Here is a 17,597-nt window from a genome sequence, read left to right as displayed (position 1 = left end):
ATAATTTTTATTATACGCAGTGAGATTCCTTCGTGACACTGCCGCGCCTCCCCCGCCCCGTTCTCATCACCCTCCCCAATGGCGTCCCAGGGTCCGCCACCGTCCGCGCTGCGCTCCGCCACGGCTTTCCGGTTCGCGCCCTCGTGCGCGCTCCCGCTATGGCAGCCCCCCTGCGGCGGTTGAACGCCGAGCTTCCACCAATCCAACCCGCGTCGAGGATGGGGCGCGGCACCACCGCGCCCTGTTCGATCTACGCCTTATTTCAGCGTCTTCATCTTGTCCGTGACGGCGCTGGTCCAAGCACCCTCGGGCTTCTTGGTAATGACGGGATCGGAGCCACCGCCCATCAGGACGGCGACCGTGTTCTCGGCGGCCTTCACGTCGAGCGTGCCGTCCGATCCGCCGACGAGCTTGTTGACCTCCGAGACCATGCGCTTCTGATGGCTTTCGGTCTGGGCCCCGGTCGAGTCGTTGTCGAGCACGATCTCGGCCGCCTCGTCCGGGTGCTCGGCCGCATAGGCCCAGCCCTTCATCGAGGCCTTCACGAAACGGGCAAGCTTGTCGACCATGGCGGGGTCGGCGAGCTTGGCCTCGGTCGTGTAGAGCCCGTCCTCCAGCGTCGCGACGCCCTGGTCCTCGTATTTGAAGACGGTCAGCTGGTCGGCGGGAATGCCGGCGTCGATCACCTGCCAATATTCGTTATAGGTCATGGTCGAGATGCAGTCGGCCTGCTTCTGGATCAGCGGATCGACGTTGAAGCCCTGCTTGACCACGGTGACACCATCCGGCCCGCCCTGCGTCGAGAGCTTGAGCTTCGACATCCAGGACAGGAACGGATATTCGTTGCCCGAGAACCAGACGCCGAGCGTCTTGCCCTTGAAGTCGGCCGGTGCGGCGATGCCTGTGTCCTTGCGGCAAGTCAGTTCCATGCCCGACGCCTTGAAGGGCTGGGCGATATTGACGAGCGGCAGGCCCTTTTCGCGCGCGGCCAGCGCGGCCGGCATCCAGTCCACGATCACATCCGCCCCGCCGCCGGCGATCACCTGCTCGGGCGCGACATCGGGGCCTCCCGGCTTGATCGTCACGTCCAGTCCGGCTTCGTCATAGAAGCCCTTCTCCTTGGCGACATAGTAGCCGGCGAACTGGCCCTGCGTGACCCATTTGAGCTGAAGCGTCAGCGGATCGGCCGCATGGGCGGCGCTGCTGGCGAGAAGGGCGAAAAGGCCGGCAGACATCAAACGTCGCATTCGTTTCACTCCTTGAAGGGTGGGGTTCAACGGCTCCGCATGGACGGATGCCAGAAGGTGACGAGCCGCTCGGCAAAGGCCACGAGCGCATAGAATCCGGAACCGGCGAGAGCCGCGACGGCGATTTCGGCCCAGACCATGTCCGTGTTCAGGCGGCCGATCTCGGCGGAGATGCGAAATCCCATGCCGACGATGGGCGTGCCGAAGAATTCGGCTACGATGGCCCCGATCAGCGCCAGCGTCGAATTGATCTTCAGCGCGTTGAAGATGAAGGGCATGGCGGCCGGCAGCCGCAGCCGCAAAAGCGACTGCCCTGGCGAGGCCGCATAGGTGCGCATCAGGTCGCGCTCCATGGTGCCCGCCGCCGAGAGGCCCGCCACCGTGTTCACCAGCATGGGGAAGAAGGTCATAATGACGACCACGGCCGCCTTGGACGGCCAGTCGAAGCCGAACCACATGACCATGATCGGCGCGACGCCGATGATCGGCAGGGCCGACATGAGATTGCCGATCGGCAGAAGGCCACGCCGCAGAAAGGGCGAGCGATCCACTAGCAGAGCAGTGAGAAAGCCCAGACAGCAGCCAAGGATATAACCGGCCAGAACCGCCTTCAGGAAGGTCTGCCGGAAATCCGCCCAGAGAAGCGGCAGGGAATTCACGAGGCGCATCCCAATGGCCGAAGGCGCGGGCAGAAGGACCACCGGCACCGCGAGCCCGCACACCACGAGTTCCCAGAGGCAGAGAAGCGTCAGGCCGAAGACAATCGGCACCAGCGCCCCGCCCGCCTGCAGGCCCAGGAAGCGGCCATGCGCCAAAGCCGCCGCGACGCGCCAGGACGCCAGCCAAAAGACAAGCGTCGCGAGCCAGAAGATCGGGCCGACCGCTCCCAGCGCGAGCAGTTGAAAGGCCAGAACCAGCGCAGCAAGGCCAAGAGCGAGAGCCGCCCAATCGGCCGTCTCTGCTTGCGGCGCGCGATGGGACAGGGCAAGGCTCATCGGCGCGCTCCCCCGCTCGCGCGCAAGGTCAGACGTTCGACCAGGCCGATCAGCGCCACCAGAAGCCCGGCCAGAACAGAGGCCGCGACCAGCGCCGACCAGATCTGGATCGTCTGCCCGTAATAGGAGCCGGCCAGAAGACGGGCGCCGAGACCCGCCACCGCGCCGGTCGGCAATTCGCCGACGATGGCCCCGACCAGAGCGGCCGCGACGGCGATCTTCATCGAGGCGAAGAGAAAGGGCAGCGAGGCGGGAAGGCGCAGTTTCCAAAGCGTCTGCCCGCGCGAGGCCGCATAGGAGCGCATGAGATCGAGTTGCATCGCGTCGGGCGACCGCAGGCCCTTCACCATGCCGACGGTAACCGGGAAGAAGGACAGATAAGTCGAAATGATCGCCTTCGGCAGCAGGCCGGAAATGCCGACCGAATTCAGCACCACGATGATCATCGGCGCGATGGCAAGGATCGGGATCGTTTGCGAGGCGATGATCCAAGGCATCAGGCTGCGGTCGAGCGTGCGCGAATGCAGGATGCCGATGGCCAAGGCGATGCCCAGCACCGAGCCCATGACGAAGCCGATCAGCGTGGAGGACAGCGTGACGCCGGCGTGGAACAGAAGCGAGCGCGGCGAAGACGCGCGCGTTTCCACCACGGTCTTCCAGAGATCCATGGCGATCTGGTGAGGCGCGGGCAGGATCGGCCGCTCCGCCGACCATGTGGCGAGGACATGGTTGAGAAAATCCGGGGCGGCCCCGGCCCGGGCCAGTTTGTCACCCTCCGTCTGCCAGTTCATCGGCACGGCCGCTGCGTACCAGATCAGAAGCAACACGGCGACGATCGCGAGAATGGGACCGAATCGCCCTGCCCCGCTCGGCCAGCGACGGCGTGGGTGGGTGCTCAGCCCGATGGCAGCGCCGGGTTCGGCAAGGGGTGGTGCGGCGCTCAAGATCGGCGCTCAATCATAGGAGTGCCCCGCCTTCAGCCCCTCGCGGACGCGATGCGCGATTTCCAGAAAGCGCGGCGTTTGGCGGATTTCGAGCGGGCGGTCGGGGCCAAGATCGCAATCCACGATGTCGATGATCCGGCCGGGCCGCGGGCTCATCACGACGATGCGCGTCGACAGGAACACCGCTTCGGGAATGGAATGCGTCACGAAGATCACGGTCTTGCGGGTCTTCGCCCAGAGCTTCAGAAGCTCCTCGTTGAGCCGGTCTCGCACGATCTCGTCCAGCGCGCCGAAGGGCTCGTCCATCAAAAGAAGGTCGGGGTCGAAGGACAGAGCGCGAGCGATGGACGCGCGCTGCTGCATGCCGCCCGAAAGCTGCCAGGGATATTTCCGCCCGAAGCCCGAAAGCCCGACGAGATCGAGATTGCGGCTGACGCGGTCGGAGCGCTCCGCCTTTGCCAGGCCCATGATCTCCAGCGGGAGCGCGACGTTGCGTTCGATATTGCGCCAAGGATACAGCGCCGCCGCCTGAAACACGTAGCCATAGGCGCGCGCAAGGCGAGCCTCTTCCGGCGACAGGCCGTTGACACGGATTGCACCCGATGTCGGCTGTTCGAGATCGGCGATGACGCGGAGCAGCGTGGTTTTGCCGCAGCCGGACGGGCCGATGAAGGAAACGAACTCGCCCCGGTTCACGCTGAGGCCGACATCCTTCAACGCATGGACGGGACCGTCCGCCGTCTCGAAAGTGAGCGTCAGGCCCTCGGCCTCGATCACCTTCGAGACGTTCGCGGCCGATGTGCCCGGTGCTGCTCGCAAGGATGCCTCGCTCGGATCGAGCCCCATCCGCATGGTTCAGACGCCCGCCGGAATGCCGGAGCGCTCGACCTTGCGCGGCGCGGTCAGTTCCTTCCAGGTCGAGAGCGCCTTACCCACCGGCGCATTGGCCGGGCGCTCGACGAAGCGCCCTTCGCCCGTGCCGGCCCGAACTTCGCCCTTGGCATAGGCGATCTTGCCGCGAGACAGGGTGACGGCGGGCAGACCCTTCAATTCGAACCCTTCGAAGACATTGTAGTCGATGGCCGATTTCTGCGTCGCGGCGGAAACGGTCTTGGTGGCCGCCGGATCCCAGACCACGAGATCGGCATCCGCGCCCGGCAGGATCGCGCCCTTTCGCGGATAGATGTTCAGAATCTTGGCGATGTTGGTGGAGGTCGCGGCGACGAACTCGTTCATCGTCAGCCGGCCGGTGTTCACGCCCTTGGTCCAGAGCACGGCGAGGCGATCTTCCAAGCCGCCCGTGCCGTTCGGGATCTTCGTGAAATCTCCCACGCCGAAGCGCTTCTGCTCGCTGGTGAAGGCGCAGTGATCGGTCGCCACGACCTGAAGCGAGCCGGATTGAAGGCCGGCCCAGAGCGAATCCTGATGCTTTCGATTGCGAAAGGGAGGGCTCATGACGCGGCGGGCGGCGTAGTCCCAGTCGGGGTTCTGATATTCGCTCTCGTCCAACGTCAGGTGCTGGATCAAGGGCTCGCCGAAGACGCGCATCCCTTTGGCCCGCGCCCGGCGGATGGCCTCGTGTGCTTCCTCGCAGGAGACATGAACGACATAGAGCGGCACGCCCGCCTGATCGGCAATCATAATCGCGCGGTTGGTGGCTTCCCCTTCCACCTCGGGCGGGCGGGAATAGCCATGCGCTTCCGGCCCATTGTTGCCCTCGCCCAGAAGCTTCTGCTGGAGAAAGGCGACGACATCGCCGTTCTCGGCGTGAACGAGCGGCATGGCGCCGATCTCGGCGCAGCGCGAGAAGGAGGCGAACATCTCGTCGTCGTTCACCATCAAGGCCCCCTTATAGGCCATGAAGTGCTTGAACGTGTTGATGCCCTCGGAAACGACCTTCGGCATCTCGGCAAAGACGCGCTCGCCCCACCAGGTGATCGCCATGTGAAAGGAATAGTCGGACCGCGCCTTGCCGGCTTTCTGATGCCATTCCTGCAGCGCGTCGATCAGTCCCTGCTCCGGCGCGGGCAGGCAGAAATCCACCACCATGGTCGTGCCGCCAGCCAGACCCGCCGCCGTGCCCGTATCGAAATCGTCCGAGGAGTGCGTGCCCATGAAGGGCATTTCGAGATGGGTGTGCGGGTCAATGCCGCCCGGCATGACGTAAGCGCCCGATGCGTCCACCACCTCGTCGCCGGCAAGGTCCGGGCCGATCGCGGCGATCCGCCCGTCTTCCACCAGAATGTCGGCCCGATAGGTCAGATCGGCGGTGACGATGGTGCCGCCCTTGATCGCAATGCTCATGTTGAACTCCCCGTCCTGTCCCGCACCGTCAGCCGTCAGGCGACGACGCCCGCCGTTTCCACCACCGCGCCCAGCAGCACGTCCGCGCCGCGCTTGGCCCATTCCGGCGTGATGGCTTCGGCTTCGTTGTGACTGAGCCCCCCCTCGCAGGGGCAGAAGATCATGGAGGTCGGCGCCACGCGGTTGATCCAGCAGGCGTCATGCCCCGCGCCTGAAACAATGTCGCGATGGCTGTATCCCAGCCGCTCGGCCGCCGCGCGCACGGCGGCGACGCAGGCGGGATCGAAGGTGACGGGATCGAAATGCCCGACCTCTTCGACGGACGCCTCCAGCGAGAGGTCGGAGGCGATCTCAGTGATGCCGGCTTCGATCTCAGCGCGCATGGCGTCCAAGACGGACTTGTCGGGCGAGCGAATGTCGATCGTGAAGGTGACACGGCCAGCAATGATGTTGCGCGAGTTCGGATAGACATCGATATGCCCGATCGCGCCGACCGCGCCCGGTTGGCGCGCCATCGCCACGCGGTGCACGAGTTCCGTCACGCGGGCGAGCCCGAGGCCGGCGTTCCGGCGCTTGGGCATGGGCGTCGAGCCCGTATGGCTTTCGCGCCCGGTGAGCGTCACCTCCAGCCAGTAAAGCCCCTGCCCGTGCGTGACGACACCAATGTCGATGCCTTCGTCCTCCAGGATCGGCCCCTGCTCGATATGGAGTTCGAACAGCGCATGGATCGGGCGCTGGCCGACCGGCTCCGCGCCCTCCCAGCCGATCCGCTTCAGCTCGTCGCCGAACCGCAGACCCTTGGCATCCACGCGGCTCTTTGCCCAGGACTCGTCATGCAGGCCCGCGAAGACGCCGGATGAGAGCATGGCGGGGGCGAAGCGCGTCCCTTCCTCGTTGGTCCAGTTCACGATGACGATAGGCCGCCGCGTGCGGATGCCGAGATCGTCCAGGCTGCGCACGACTTCGAGCGCGCCGAGCACACCCAGAACGCCGTCATATTTCCCGCCCGTCGGCTGCGTGTCGAGATGCGAGCCCATATAGACCGGATCGAGGTCGGGCTCCGCGCCCTCGCGCCGAAAGAACATATTGCCCATCGTATCGACGGCCATGCTGAGGCCTGCGGCCTCCGCCCAGCGGCGAAAGAGATGGCGGCCCTCGCTGTCGGCATCCGTCAAGGTTTGGCGGTTGTTGCCGCCCGCGATCCCAGGTCCGATCCTCGCCATGTCCTCCAACGCCTCCCAGAGACGGTCGCCGTTGGTTTGGAGATTGGAGAGAAGGCTCATTCGGATCACGTCCATGCAGGCTGAAGACTGGCATCCAGAGGTCAAAGCGCGCTGCGCGCACCACACCTCTCTCGCCGCCCGAGCGATAGGCGACGGTCGACCCCGACAAGCGGGTGAAGAAGGGATCGGGTGCGGTGCGCTCGTGGTTTCGGCCCCCCGTTCGGTGAACGGTTTACCGCTTGCGCCCCATCGCCCTGTTCATTGACTCTATGGTCAAAACAGAGGCTAGAAGCTCCGCAGAAGACGGTCAAGGTCGATTTGCATGAATCCGATGCAGGTGATTGCAGCGCAAAAACTTGAGGCAGCTGCAGCATGAAAACCGAAGCGTCATCCAGTGGCGAGACCGGAGCACGGGCGCAGACGCGCATCCAGGCGGCCAACCGCGAAACCATACTCCAGGCAGCGCTGCCGATCTTTGCGGCCTATGGCTTTCGCGGCTCGACGATCGATCAGATCGCGCAGCGCGCGGGCATGTCGAAACCGAACCTTCTTTATTACTTCCGACGGAAGGAGGACATCTACGAGGCCGTGCTTCAGCGCACGCTGACGCAATGGCTGTCCCCCTTGCGCACTCTGGAGCGCGACGGTGATCCGGAAACGGAGCTTCGAGCCTATATCGAGGACAAGCTGCGCATGTCGTTCGAGCAGCCGGAAGCCTCGCGTCTCTTCGCCAATGAAATCCTCAACGGCGCGCCGGTTCTTCGCGCCTTTCTCCAGACCGAGCTACGGGTGTTGGTGGAGGCAAAGGCGGCCGTGATTCGCCATTGGATCGATACCGGTCGGCTTGCGCCTGTCGATCCCGTCCATCTCATTTTCGTCATATGGGCGACGACGCAGCACTATGCGGATTTCGCGGTGCAGATCGACGCGGTGCTGGGCGATCGTTCGAAATCGCCGGACTTTCTCGCCGAGACGACACAGGCGGTCCTCGGCATCATCCTGGGCGGCGTCAGACATTCTGCGGACGCTGCGAGCGAGCGAGTCATCGCCGACGCACCGGAGGGCTGATCAGACGCTGCGAAGCATGGGTATGACGTTCACTTCTCTGCCGAAACGGCCCTGCTGGAAGCCTTCCTTGATGTCGACCAGCATCTTGGGCAAATCGCCCGCGGGTCGGGGGCGCGAGAAGAGATAGCCCTGCATCTCGTCGCAGCCCTCCTCCTGCAGCACCCGCATCTGCTCCGCCGTTTCCACGCCTTCGGCGATGACGGCGAGCTTCATCGAGGCGCCAAGGCCCAGCACCGCGCGCACGATCGCCATGTTCTCCTTGCGGTCGAGATCGCGCACGAAGGACTGGTCGATCTTGATCTTGTCGAAGGGGAACCGGCTGAGATAGCCGAGCGACGAATAGCCAGTCCCGAAATCGTCCATCGACATGGCCACGCCCAGCCCGCGCAGGGCGTTCAGCACCGTGAGAACCCGGTCGCCGTCCGAGAGGAACAGCGATTCGGTAACTTCGAGCTGGAGGCGCTTGGGGTCGAGCCGGGTCTCGGCCAGCGATTGGCGCACGTCGGCCACGATGTCCCCGCCCTCGAACTGGCGCGGCGACAGGTTGATGGACAGGGTCAACCCTTCCGGCCAGTGAGCCGCCTGCCGACAGGCATCGCGCAGGACGAAAAGTCCGAGCGGCACGATCAGGCCGGTTTCCTCCATGATCGGAATGAACACGCCGGGCGACACGCGGCCGCGCGTCGGGGAGTTCCAGCGCACCAGCGCCTCGAAGCCCGAGACGCAACCGCGCTTCACGTCGACAAAGGGCTGGAAGTGCAGTTCGAACTCGCCGCGCGCCAGCGCTTCGCGCAGATCGCGTTCGATGTCCTGGCGGTTCTGATGCTCTTTCTGAATTTCGGGCGCGTAGACGCAGAAGGGGTCGGACGCGCTCTTCTTGGCGGTCGCAAGGGCGATTTCGCAGTCGCGCATGACGGTCTGGACATCGAGCCCGCTGCCGGGCTGGAGGTCCGGCACCACGCCGACTGCGATCCGCACCGCCAGAGGACGGCCGATGATCGTGACGGGGCGACGCGCGAAGTCCTGCACGATGACCCGGCCGAACCGTTCGGGCGCCCGCACGGCATTCTCGCCTCTCACGATCAGACCGAATTCGTCGCCCGCCAAGCGCGCCACGCGCCCGCCCGGCCCTGCTATCGCGCTCAGCCGCTCGCCGACCGCGCGTAGAAGCTCGTCGCCCGCCGTCAGACCCAGCGTCGTGTTGACGGTCTTGAACGCCACCACGTCCACCACCACAACGAAGAACGGGGTCTCGCCTACTTTCAAGGCGTTTTCCAGATCGTGATGGAAAGCATCCCGGTTCAACAGGCCAGTCAGGGAATCCTGCGACGAGATGCGCTCCAACTCGCGCTGCGCCGTGTCCTGGTTCGTAAGTTCGTTGAACACGGCGATGACGCCATTGTCGATCGGATTGGAATGGCACCGCACACGGCATGTCCACCCGTCCGGGAACGTCACCACCTCATCCTGAGCCCGCGCCGCAAGAAGCTGTGTCAGTTGGGTATGGTCGGTCCAGGACGAGATGTGACTGCCGACCGTCAGACCCGGAAACATGTGAAGGAAAGCGGCGTTCGCGTCGGTCATGCGACCGCCCTCGTCCACGAGGCAGAGCGGTTTCTGCAAGGCGTCGAGAGCTATTCTCAGACGGTTCTGCTGACGTTCCACCGCGGCCTGTATGTGAGCCGCCGAGGTGGACTTCAGAAGCTTCGACGAGCGGTCCTTGGTCTCGATCACGGTTTCCACGAAGCGGATCGCCGCTTCAAGATCAGCCATCATGTCGCTCGTCTGATGGTGGCTCCCGCTATTGGGTGCTCCTCCGACCTGACGAAGGATCGTCGCGGCGCTGCGGATCGGGCGCGAGATGCTGCGCGAGAGGTAGAGGATGAGCAGGAGGCCGATCATCAGGCCACCCGCGCCACCGGCCATGACGGCGAGATCGATGGTGCGGCGCTCGGACTGCGTGCGCTCATGCATACGAATGAGATCGTCGCGGATCAGATCGATCGCGGCGTCCACCTCGTTCAGAATATTGGCCAGTTCGCGGCGGACCAGCCGATGCGTCACGTCGCCTTCGGAGGTGCGCAGACGGTTGATCGAATAGAAGAGCTGATCGAGCTTGTGGCCTTGACCGCCGTTGGGGAGTGCGACCATGGCACCGCGCACTTTGCGCACGATCTCGGTCAGGCTCGTCAGAAGCTCGGCGGCCTCCTCGGTCCTCAACATCGGCAATTCGCTCAGCGAATCGGGCACGGCATTGAACCGCCGCTCCAGATCACCCAGCGAGCGAGCGGCCCCCTCCAGTTGATCGAGGGGATCGATGCCCTGGTGGATCATCGCCGTCGCGATCTCGGCGGCGGATCGATTGCTTTGAATGACCACAAGCCCGGCGAAGCCGGACAGAAGCGCCAGTAGCAAACCGCTGATCAGAAGTTTGGCGTTTATGGACTTCACGAGGCCAACTCATGCTCTTGCGAGCGCTTGCCCCTTTCGAGGTTCGCGCTCTGACATCACACTCGACACTCGCATCCGCATCTTATTCTTCCGTTACGAACCGGCGGCGAAGAAACATACTTTCAATGCTATCTTCGCCGCAGGTTCGGGCGGATCGTTGGGAACAGCCCAGCCCAAACACTCGAGCCCGCTCCCCAAGGTTGCAAAGATTTCGGTCAATCATTCAGCAGCATTGGGCAGAACCACGGGCTCCGGCGCGAACTGCAACGTCTCCTTGCGCATCGGATTGTTGGGATGCACGGTCCAGTTGGAATAGGATTCGGGTATGGATTTGCCCGTGCGCGGGTCGATGCCCTGGATCGGCTCCATCGTGATACAGGACTCGACCGGGCAGACATTGACGCACAGGTTGCAGCCTACGCATTCCTCGTCGATCACCTCGAACCGGCGACGACCATTCACCATGTTGGTGATCGCCTGATGCGATGTGTCCTCGCAGGCGATATGGCAGCGCCCGCAGCTGATGCAGAGGTCCTGATTGATTCGGGCCTTGGTGACGTAATTGAGGTTGAGATACTGCCAGTCGGTGACGTTGGGCGCGGCGCGGCCGCGGAAGTCCTCGATCGTGCGGTAGCCTTTTTCGTCCATCCAATCCGAGAGACCCGACGTCATCTCCTTCACGACCTTGAATCCGTAGGTCATGGCCGCCGTGCAGACCTGCACCGTGCCGCAGCCGAGCGCGATGAATTCGGCCGCGTCCCGCCAGGTTGTGACTCCGCCGATCCCCGACATGGGCAGGCCGCGCGTTTCGCCATCGCGTGCGATCTCGGCCACCATGTTGAGCGCGATCGGTTTCACCGCCGGCCCGCAATAGCCGCCATGGCTGCCCTTGCCGTCGATGGTCGGCGTCGGGGCGAAATTGTCGAGGTCGATCGAAACGATGGAGGAGATCGTGTTGATCAGCGACACCGCGTCGGCACCGCCGCGGCGGGCGGCGCGCGCGGGATAGCGGATGTCGGTGATATTGGGCGTCAGCTTGACGATCACCGGCAGGCGCGAATGCGTCTTGCACCATGCCGCCACCATTTCGATATATTCGGGCACCTGACCAACGGCCGAGCCCATGCCGCGCTCCGACATGCCGTGCGGGCAGCCGAAGTTCAGCTCAACGCCGTCGCAGCCCGTTTCTTCGACACGCGCCAGAATGGACTGCCAGCTTTTTTCCTCGCAAGGCACCATGAGCGAAACGATCATCGCCCGGTCCGGCCAGTTGCGCTTGACCCGCGCGATCTCCTCCAGATTGAGGTCCAGCGAGCGATCGGTGATCAGCTCGATATTGTTGAGGCCCAGAAGCCGACGGTCGGGCCCATGGATCGCGCCATAGCGCGGGCCGTTGACGTTGACGACCGGATCACCCTCTCCCAGCGTCTTCCAGACGACGCCGCCCCAGCCCGCCTCGAACGCGCGCTGGACATTGTATTCCTTGTCGGTCGGCGGGGCCGAGGCCAGCCAAAACGGATTGGGCGAGGAAATCCCGATGAAGCTCGTCGACAGGTCTGCCATGATCGTGTCTCCAAATCGTCCGGTCTTCGGGATCAGCGCGTGGCGAGCGCCGAGTCGGTTCTGGTATCGTCGCGAACCGAGGCGGCGACCGACAGCATCCGGTGAATCGACAAGGCAGCCTGTTTGCCGTCCTCCACCGCCACGACCGTCAGATCGCTCCCGCCGGACACGCAGTCTCCGCCAGCCCAGACGCCGGGCAGGCTGGTACGTCGCTCGGCATCGACCCGGATGCGGCCTCGCTCCATCGACAAGCCGGCGCCCTCGCCCGTCCCGCTGGGCAGAAACTGCTGTCCGATCGCCTTGAACACTTGATCGGCTTCGATCGTCACGATCTCGCCGGTCAGGTCCAGTTGGCCCTCCACGCTGCGCGTGCGCTCCAACTCGATGCCGCGCACATGCCCGTTCTCGGCCAGAATCCGCCGGGGCGTCAGATGACACCGAATATGGACGCCGCGCGTCTGCGCGATCTCCTGCTCGTAGCGCGACGCGTTCATCTCCTCGCGTCCGCGTCGATAAGCCAGCGTCACCTCTTCCGCGCCCAGAGCCTTGGCCTGCACGGCCGCGTCAATCGCCGTCATGCCGCCGCCGATCACCACCACCCGCCGCCCGACCGGGAGCTCGGACAGATTCGTGGTCTGGCGTAGCTCCGCGATCCAGGCCACCGCATCATGAGAGCCGGAACTGGCTTCCCCTTCCGCGCCCAGCGCGTTGACGCCGGCAAGGCCGAGACCCAGAAACACCGCATCGAACTGCGCGCGCAGATTGGCCAGATGCAGGTCGCGCCCGAGCGCCTGATCGTTGACGAGCGTAATGCCGCCGATCTCCAGGATGAACTCCACCTCGGCCTGCGCGAAACCATTCGTCGCCTTGTAGGCCGCGATGCCATATTCGTTGAGGCCGCCGGGTTTGGGCCGAGCATCGTAGAGCGTCACGCTATGGCCGAGCATAGCGAGGCGATGGGCACAGGACAGGCCCGCCGGTCCGGCCCCGACCACTGCGACGCTGTGGCCCGTTGGCGCTGCGCGTTGGAACGGATGGCGACCGGCCTCGATCAGATGGTCCGTGGCGAAACGCTGAAGCAGGCCGATCTTGACCGGCTTGCCCTCGGCCGCCTCGCGCACGCACGCTTCCTCGCAGAGCGTCTCGGTCGGGCAGACGCGGGCGCACATGCCGCCCAGAATATTGGCCTCGAAGATCGTCTTGGCCGCGCCGACCGGGTTGCCCGCCTGAATTTCGCGAATGAAAAGCGGCACGTCGATCGAGGTCGGGCAGGCTCGCATACAGGGCGCGTCATAGCAGAAGTAGCAGCGGTCGGCCTCGACGAGCGCCTCATGCGCCTCCAGCGGCGGATGGATGTCGGAAAAGCCTCGGGCGAGGCTATCAGTCGCCAGTCGGCCGGCGGCGATGTCGGGTGGGCTCATGCGGATTTCGGACATGGGAAACCCTTCGGGCAAGGGCTTCGGCGCGTCGCGACCATGGCCTGCGAGGCGCGCCTCAGCGGTTTGCTGGCATCACGGCCGACCCCCGCTAAAGTTTGGGAACACCGAGTTTCGAACCGTTCCAAATCAGAATGCTTCGAAGATTCGTGCCCGTCAAAAGTTTTTATCGTTTGGTCAAAAGAAAGATGAATTTGCCTTTTGCAGCGGCAAACCAGCGCGAATTCATGGGCAGGGGATAGGAGTTTGTCCTCATTTTTGCGCAATCTCGTCCCATGGGCTTGCTCCCATCGTGAGGCGGGGTAAATCCCCTTCGCTCCGGCGCTGCCGGAGATGCGAGACCATCGGGATTCGACTGATGACCATCGAGGCCAAGGCCGACCGCATTTCCTCTCGCGCATGGCGCAAATATGTGCCCGCCCTTCTGGGCCTCGCCATCACGATCGCCGCCTTCGCGGCTCTCGGCAGCATGGTCCACACGCTGACGCTGGGCGAAGTCCGGCGCGCCATCCAGGCGGTCTCGGGCTTCGATCTGGTTCTCGCCCTCCTGTTCACGGTCGTCTCCTTTGCCGCCGTGTCGCTCTATGACGTGGTGGCGGTGGAGACGATCGCGCCCGGCAAGGTCTCCAAGCCGGTGGCCGCGACGGTGGGCGCGGCGGGCTATGCCATTTCGAACGCGCTCGGCTTTCCTCTGCTGACGGGCGGCGCGCTGCGCTACCACGTTTACAAGTCCGGCGGCATCGAGCTGGCCGATATCGGGCGGATCGTCGGCACGTCCTGGTTCGCCCTCTGGTTCGCGCTCGCCATCATGCTGGGCGTGGCCTTGATCGTGGACCCGTCCGGCGTCCCCGTGTTCCGAGAAGCCGGCCCGGTGGTGGACATGGCGATCGGGGTCGTGCTCGTCGCGCTGGTCGCCGGCTTCGTGGTCTGGCTGGCGGGCGGGGAGCGCACGGCGCGCCTGGGCAAGTTCTCCCTTCCCCTGCCCTCGCACAAGGGCGCGATCGTCCAGCTCATCGCCGGCATCGTGGATGTGGGCGCGGCAGCAGCCGTTCTCTATGTGCTGATGCCGCCGGGCACGGTGGATTCCTTCATTCTCTTCGCGCTCGTGTTTTCCGTCGCGGTCGTGGTCGGCGTCGCATCCAGCGCGCCAGGCGGCCTTGGCGCCTTCGAGGCGACGATCATCGTCAGCCTCGGCTTGTCGCAGCGCGCGGATGTGGTGGCAGCACTCCTTGTCTATCGCCTCATCTACACCGTTCTGCCGCTTCTCGTCACGGTGGTGGGTCTGCTCGTGGTCGAGGGCGTGCGCCGCCGTCGCAAGCTGCATGGCCCGATGAAGGAGCTGGCTCGCGCACTGGAGCCAATGGTTCCGCCGGCGACGGCCGTTCTGGCCTTCAGCGGTGGTCTGGTCCTGCTTCTCTCCGGGGCGACTCCCGGCAAGGCCTATCGCCTCGATCTTCTCAACGACTACCTGCCCTTGTCCTTCATCGAGATGTCGCATCTGGCAGCGAGCTTCGTCGGCGTCGCGCTTCTGATCGTCTCGCGCGGACTCGCCAAGCGGCTCTGGCGGGCTTGGGTCGTCGCTTTCGCGCTTCTGATCGCCGGTGCTCTCTTTTCGATCTCGAAGGGTTTGGACTGGGAAGAGGCCATCGTCCTCTCGCTGCTTGCCGGGCTGCTGATCGGCTTCCGCCACGCCTTCTATCGGCGCTCGATGCGCGGGCTCTTCGCCATCACCTGGAGCTGGCTGGCAGCTGTTTCGGCCACCGTCATCGCCTCGGTCTGGCTCGGCTTCTTCGCCTATCGCCATGTCGAATACGCCAACACGATGTGGTGGGACTTCGCCTTGTCGGCCAATGCGCCGCGCTTCCTGCGCGCGACGGTCGTCGCCTTCGCGGTGATCGCCTTTGTCGGGCTCGATGTCGCCATCCATCGCCGGACCGACCGGGTCCAGCGCCGCAGCCGCATTCCCGACGAGGTGTTTCCCATCGTCGAGGCCTCGCCCGAGACCAATGCGGCGCTGGCGCTTCTGGGTGACAAGCGGTTCCTGTTCTCGCCGGACAAGCGTGGCTTCGTCATGTATGCGCGCTCGGGCGGAAGCCTCGTCGCCTTGGGCGAACCGGTCGGTCCGCCCGATGTCGTGCATGATCTCGCTTGGGCCTTCCGCGACTTTGCGGATTCCCACGCCGAGCGCACGGTCTTCTACGAAGTGCCGCCGCAAAGCCTGCCCATGTATCTCGACATGGGGCTGGTGGCGCTCAAGCTCGGCGAGGTCGCACGCGTGGATCTCGGCACCTTCACCATCGAAGGCCCCAAGAAACAGGATCTTCGCACCGCCATCCGGCGCGCCGAGCGCGAGGGCCTCGTCTTCTCGGTCATGCCGCGCGACGAGGTCGTGGCCCATATGGACGAGCTCCGAGCGGTGTCGGACGCTTGGCTCGCGATGAAGTCGGGAACCGAGAAGGGCTTCTCCCTCGGCTATTTCGACCGCGCCTATCTCGCCCATTTCGACATGGCGGTTCTGAAGAAGGACGGAGCGATCGTCGCCTTCGCCAATATCTGGCGTGGGGCGAACAAGGAGGAAATCTCGATCGACCTCATGCGCTTCCTGCCCAATGTCTCCAAGGTCATCATGGACGCGCTGTTCGGGCGGCTAATGCTTCATGCCAGGGACGAAGGCTACAAGTGGTTCAATCTCGGAGCCGCGCCCTTGTCCGGCCTGGTGGACCGGCGCGGCGCCTCGCGCTGGAACCGCTTCGGCTCCTTCCTGTACCGGCGGGGCGGATCGTTCTATCGATTTGACGGGCTGAAATCCTTCAAGCAGAAATTCGGTCCTGTCTGGACCCCGCATTACCTCGTCTGCCCCGGCGGCTTCGATACGGCCAAGGTGCTGGTGGACGTGACAACCCTGATCTCCGGCCGACCCAAGCAGGACCCATGAAGCGAGCCCCCCTTCTTCTTGCCGCTTTCCTCGCGCCCGTCCTCATCGGCGGCGTGGCAGCGTCGATCCTCATTCCCCGTGTGAAGAGCACCAACGCGGCGGCCCTTCCCGCCGCGATCGTCTCCTACGGGAATATGGACAATGTCGATGTCTTCCAGCCCGAAGGCGAGCCTGTGGGCCTTTCCATTCTCCTGTCGGATGAAGGCGGGCTGACGCGCGAGGACCGGGACCTCACCGCGCGGCTGGTGAACAAGGGCGAGATCGTGCTGCCTGTCGACATCACGCGCTGGCGCGCGGGGCTCGAAGCGCAGATCGATAAAGGCGACGACTGCATTTATCTCGGCTCGGACATCGAGGGCATCGCGAAGGAAGCCCTGCGCGCGCTCGATCTCCAGACCTACTTCCACCCCGTCGTGATTGGACGCGGCGTCGGCGGCACGCTCGCCTATGCGGCCGTCGCCGACACGCCCCCGGCGACCATGGCTGGCGGCGTCGCGCTGGATGCCGCCCCCTCCGCGCGCTCCAAACTGCCGATTTGCAAGGGCGCGATCCCCACTTCGGTCGGCAAGGGCGGCTACGCCTATGATCGTGACGCCGATCTCATCCAACCCTTCGTGTTCATTTCGCCGGACGGCCACTCCTCCGACTTGTCACCCAGTGCCCCTTACCGGGCGGCGAACATCGTCGCCAAGGACCCGGCTTTGGCCATGGACGCCGTGGCGCAGGCTGCGGTGAACATTTCCCAGGCCGACAATTCCGCCCTCCCCATCATCATCTCCAAGCCGGCAGGCGAGCCCACAGCCATCGCGCTTTTCGTTTCGGGCGATGGCGGCTGGCGTGACCTCGACAAGACGATCGGCGATTGGCTGACCGAGCACGGTGTCGAAGTGATCGGCGTCGATGCGCTGCGCTATTTCTGGTCGGAGAAGACACCGGAGCAGATGGCGACCGATATCGAGACCATTCTCGGCAAGGCCAATCCGAAGGCCGGCGTGCCGGTCGCGCTTCTGGGCTATTCCTTCGGGGCGGACACCCTCCCCTTCGCCTATCCGAAATTGCCGCAAATCTGGGCCGACCGGATCGACCTTCTCGGCCTGCTCGCCCCGTCGCAGCACACCGGCTTCCAGATTTCGGTCGGCGGCTGGCTCGGCATGGCGACGGGCGATCAGGACGTGGTGAAGGCTCTGGAAGCGGTTCCGATCTCCAAGATCCTCTGCATCTACGGCACCGAGGACGAAGCCGATACGGCCTGCCTCGCGCCCGCGCTGGCGAGTGCCGCCAAGGTGGCGATCGAGGGTGGCCACCATTTCGACGGGGATTACGAGATGCTGGCGGAGCGCCTGCTCCAGGCGATCCAGCATGGGCCGCAGGCGGCGATCCCCACGCCGCAGCCCGAACCCGAAACGGACGCGGCGCCCAAGCCCTGATCTC

General features: G+C 64.7%; 12 protein-coding genes. 3 read left to right on the top strand and 9 right to left on the bottom strand.

The annotated features are described in order from the left end of the window. Positions 1-257: 257 nt before the first annotated feature. The 6 genes from NS365_RS10770 to NS365_RS10745 all read right to left on the bottom strand — a co-directional run bounded on the left by NS365_RS10770 (position 258) and on the right by NS365_RS10745 (position 6,773). A complete protein-coding gene (locus tag NS365_RS10770) occupies positions 258-1,247 on the bottom strand; it encodes an ABC transporter substrate-binding protein (RefSeq protein ID WP_058600275.1) in 990 nt (329 codons plus the stop codon). 26 nt (positions 1,248-1,273) lie between these two features. Continuing rightward, on the bottom strand, positions 1,274-2,242 hold the full coding sequence (locus NS365_RS10765; protein ID WP_082684545.1) for an ABC transporter permease: 969 nt from the start codon (positions 2,240-2,242) through the stop codon (positions 1,274-1,276). Beyond that, on the bottom strand, positions 2,239-3,069 hold the full coding sequence (locus NS365_RS10760; protein ID WP_430515418.1) for an ABC transporter permease: 831 nt from the start codon (positions 3,067-3,069) through the stop codon (positions 2,239-2,241). The genes NS365_RS10765 and NS365_RS10760 overlap by 4 nt, the downstream gene beginning before the upstream one ends. Before the next feature lie 126 nt (positions 3,070-3,195). After that, entirely contained in the window at positions 3,196-4,032 is an 837-nt protein-coding gene (locus NS365_RS10755; RefSeq protein WP_058600274.1) for an ABC transporter ATP-binding protein, read from the bottom strand. A gap of 9 nt (positions 4,033-4,041) precedes the next feature. Continuing rightward, positions 4,042-5,490 (bottom strand): dihydropyrimidinase, encoded by a 1,449-nt coding sequence (hydA, locus tag NS365_RS10750; RefSeq protein WP_058600273.1) that lies wholly within the window; start codon positions 5,488-5,490, stop codon positions 4,042-4,044. A gap of 35 nt (positions 5,491-5,525) precedes the next feature. Continuing rightward, positions 5,526-6,773 carry a Zn-dependent hydrolase gene (locus NS365_RS10745; protein WP_058600293.1) on the bottom strand — a complete coding sequence of 416 codons (1,248 nt, stop codon included), beginning with the start codon at positions 6,771-6,773 and terminating at the stop codon, positions 5,526-5,528. A gap of 312 nt (positions 6,774-7,085) precedes the next feature. Between NS365_RS10745 and NS365_RS10740 the strand changes: the two genes are divergently transcribed. Then, the gene (locus NS365_RS10740) at positions 7,086-7,781 is read left to right on the top strand and encodes a TetR family transcriptional regulator C-terminal domain-containing protein (RefSeq protein ID WP_058600272.1); all 696 of its coding nucleotides are present in this window, start codon (positions 7,086-7,088) and stop codon (positions 7,779-7,781) included. Here NS365_RS10740 and NS365_RS10735 read toward each other — a convergent pair whose 3' ends face one another. The 3 genes from NS365_RS10735 to NS365_RS10725 all read right to left on the bottom strand — a co-directional run bounded on the left by NS365_RS10735 (position 7,782) and on the right by NS365_RS10725 (position 13,231). Further along, positions 7,782-10,232, bottom strand: coding sequence for a putative bifunctional diguanylate cyclase/phosphodiesterase (locus NS365_RS10735; protein ID WP_058600271.1), 2,451 nt, complete (start codon positions 10,230-10,232; stop codon positions 7,782-7,784). 219 nt (positions 10,233-10,451) lie between these two features. Then, positions 10,452-11,795: an NAD-dependent dihydropyrimidine dehydrogenase subunit PreA gene (gene preA / locus NS365_RS10730; RefSeq protein ID WP_058600270.1), complete on the bottom strand. Its 1,344-nt coding sequence runs from the start codon at positions 11,793-11,795 to the stop codon at positions 10,452-10,454. Positions 11,796-11,827: 32 nt separating this feature from the next. Next, positions 11,828-13,231 carry an NAD(P)-dependent oxidoreductase gene (locus NS365_RS10725; protein WP_058600269.1) on the bottom strand — a complete coding sequence of 468 codons (1,404 nt, stop codon included), beginning with the start codon at positions 13,229-13,231 and terminating at the stop codon, positions 11,828-11,830. Between the two features lie 358 nt (positions 13,232-13,589). On the opposite strand from NS365_RS10725, the gene mprF reads away from it, so the two are divergent. Together mprF and NS365_RS10715 are read left to right on the top strand one after the other, a co-directional pair. After that, positions 13,590-16,166, top strand: coding sequence for a bifunctional lysylphosphatidylglycerol flippase/synthetase MprF (gene mprF, locus NS365_RS10720; protein ID WP_058600268.1), 2,577 nt, complete (start codon positions 13,590-13,592; stop codon positions 16,164-16,166). Beyond that, complete coding sequence (locus NS365_RS10715) at positions 16,163-17,593, top strand: virulence factor family protein (RefSeq protein ID WP_058600267.1); 1,431 nt, start codon at positions 16,163-16,165, stop codon at positions 17,591-17,593. The genes mprF and NS365_RS10715 overlap by 4 nt, the downstream gene beginning before the upstream one ends. The last annotated feature ends 4 nt before the right edge of the window (positions 17,594-17,597 follow it).

It is taken from the genome of Aureimonas ureilytica (genome assembly GCF_001475935.1).
Classification (GTDB): domain Bacteria; phylum Pseudomonadota; class Alphaproteobacteria; order Rhizobiales; family Rhizobiaceae; genus Aureimonas; species Aureimonas ureilytica_A.
This window is presented reverse-complemented; position numbering and strand designations above follow the sequence as displayed.

Coding starts and splice junctions, on each gene's coding strand:
- NS365_RS10770 (WP_058600275.1), bottom strand. CDS start 1,247: ATGCGACGTTTGATGTCTGCCGGCCTTTTCGCCCTTCTCGCCAGCAGC.
- NS365_RS10765 (WP_082684545.1), bottom strand. CDS start 2,242: ATGAGCCTTGCCCTGTCCCATCGCGCGCCGCAAGCAGAGACGGCCGAT.
- NS365_RS10755 (WP_058600274.1), bottom strand. CDS start 4,032: ATGGGGCTCGATCCGAGCGAGGCATCCTTGCGAGCAGCACCGGGCACA.
- hydA (WP_058600273.1), bottom strand. CDS start 5,490: ATGAGCATTGCGATCAAGGGCGGCACCATCGTCACCGCCGATCTGACC.
- NS365_RS10745 (WP_058600293.1), bottom strand. CDS start 6,773: ATGAGCCTTCTCTCCAATCTCCAAACCAACGGCGACCGTCTCTGGGAG.
- NS365_RS10740 (WP_058600272.1), top strand. CDS start 7,086: ATGAAAACCGAAGCGTCATCCAGTGGCGAGACCGGAGCACGGGCGCAG.
- preA (WP_058600270.1), bottom strand. CDS start 11,795: ATGGCAGACCTGTCGACGAGCTTCATCGGGATTTCCTCGCCCAATCCG.
- NS365_RS10725 (WP_058600269.1), bottom strand. CDS start 13,231: ATGTCCGAAATCCGCATGAGCCCACCCGACATCGCCGCCGGCCGACTG.
- mprF (WP_058600268.1), top strand. CDS start 13,590: ATGACCATCGAGGCCAAGGCCGACCGCATTTCCTCTCGCGCATGGCGC.
- NS365_RS10715 (WP_058600267.1), top strand. CDS start 16,163: ATGAAGCGAGCCCCCCTTCTTCTTGCCGCTTTCCTCGCGCCCGTCCTC.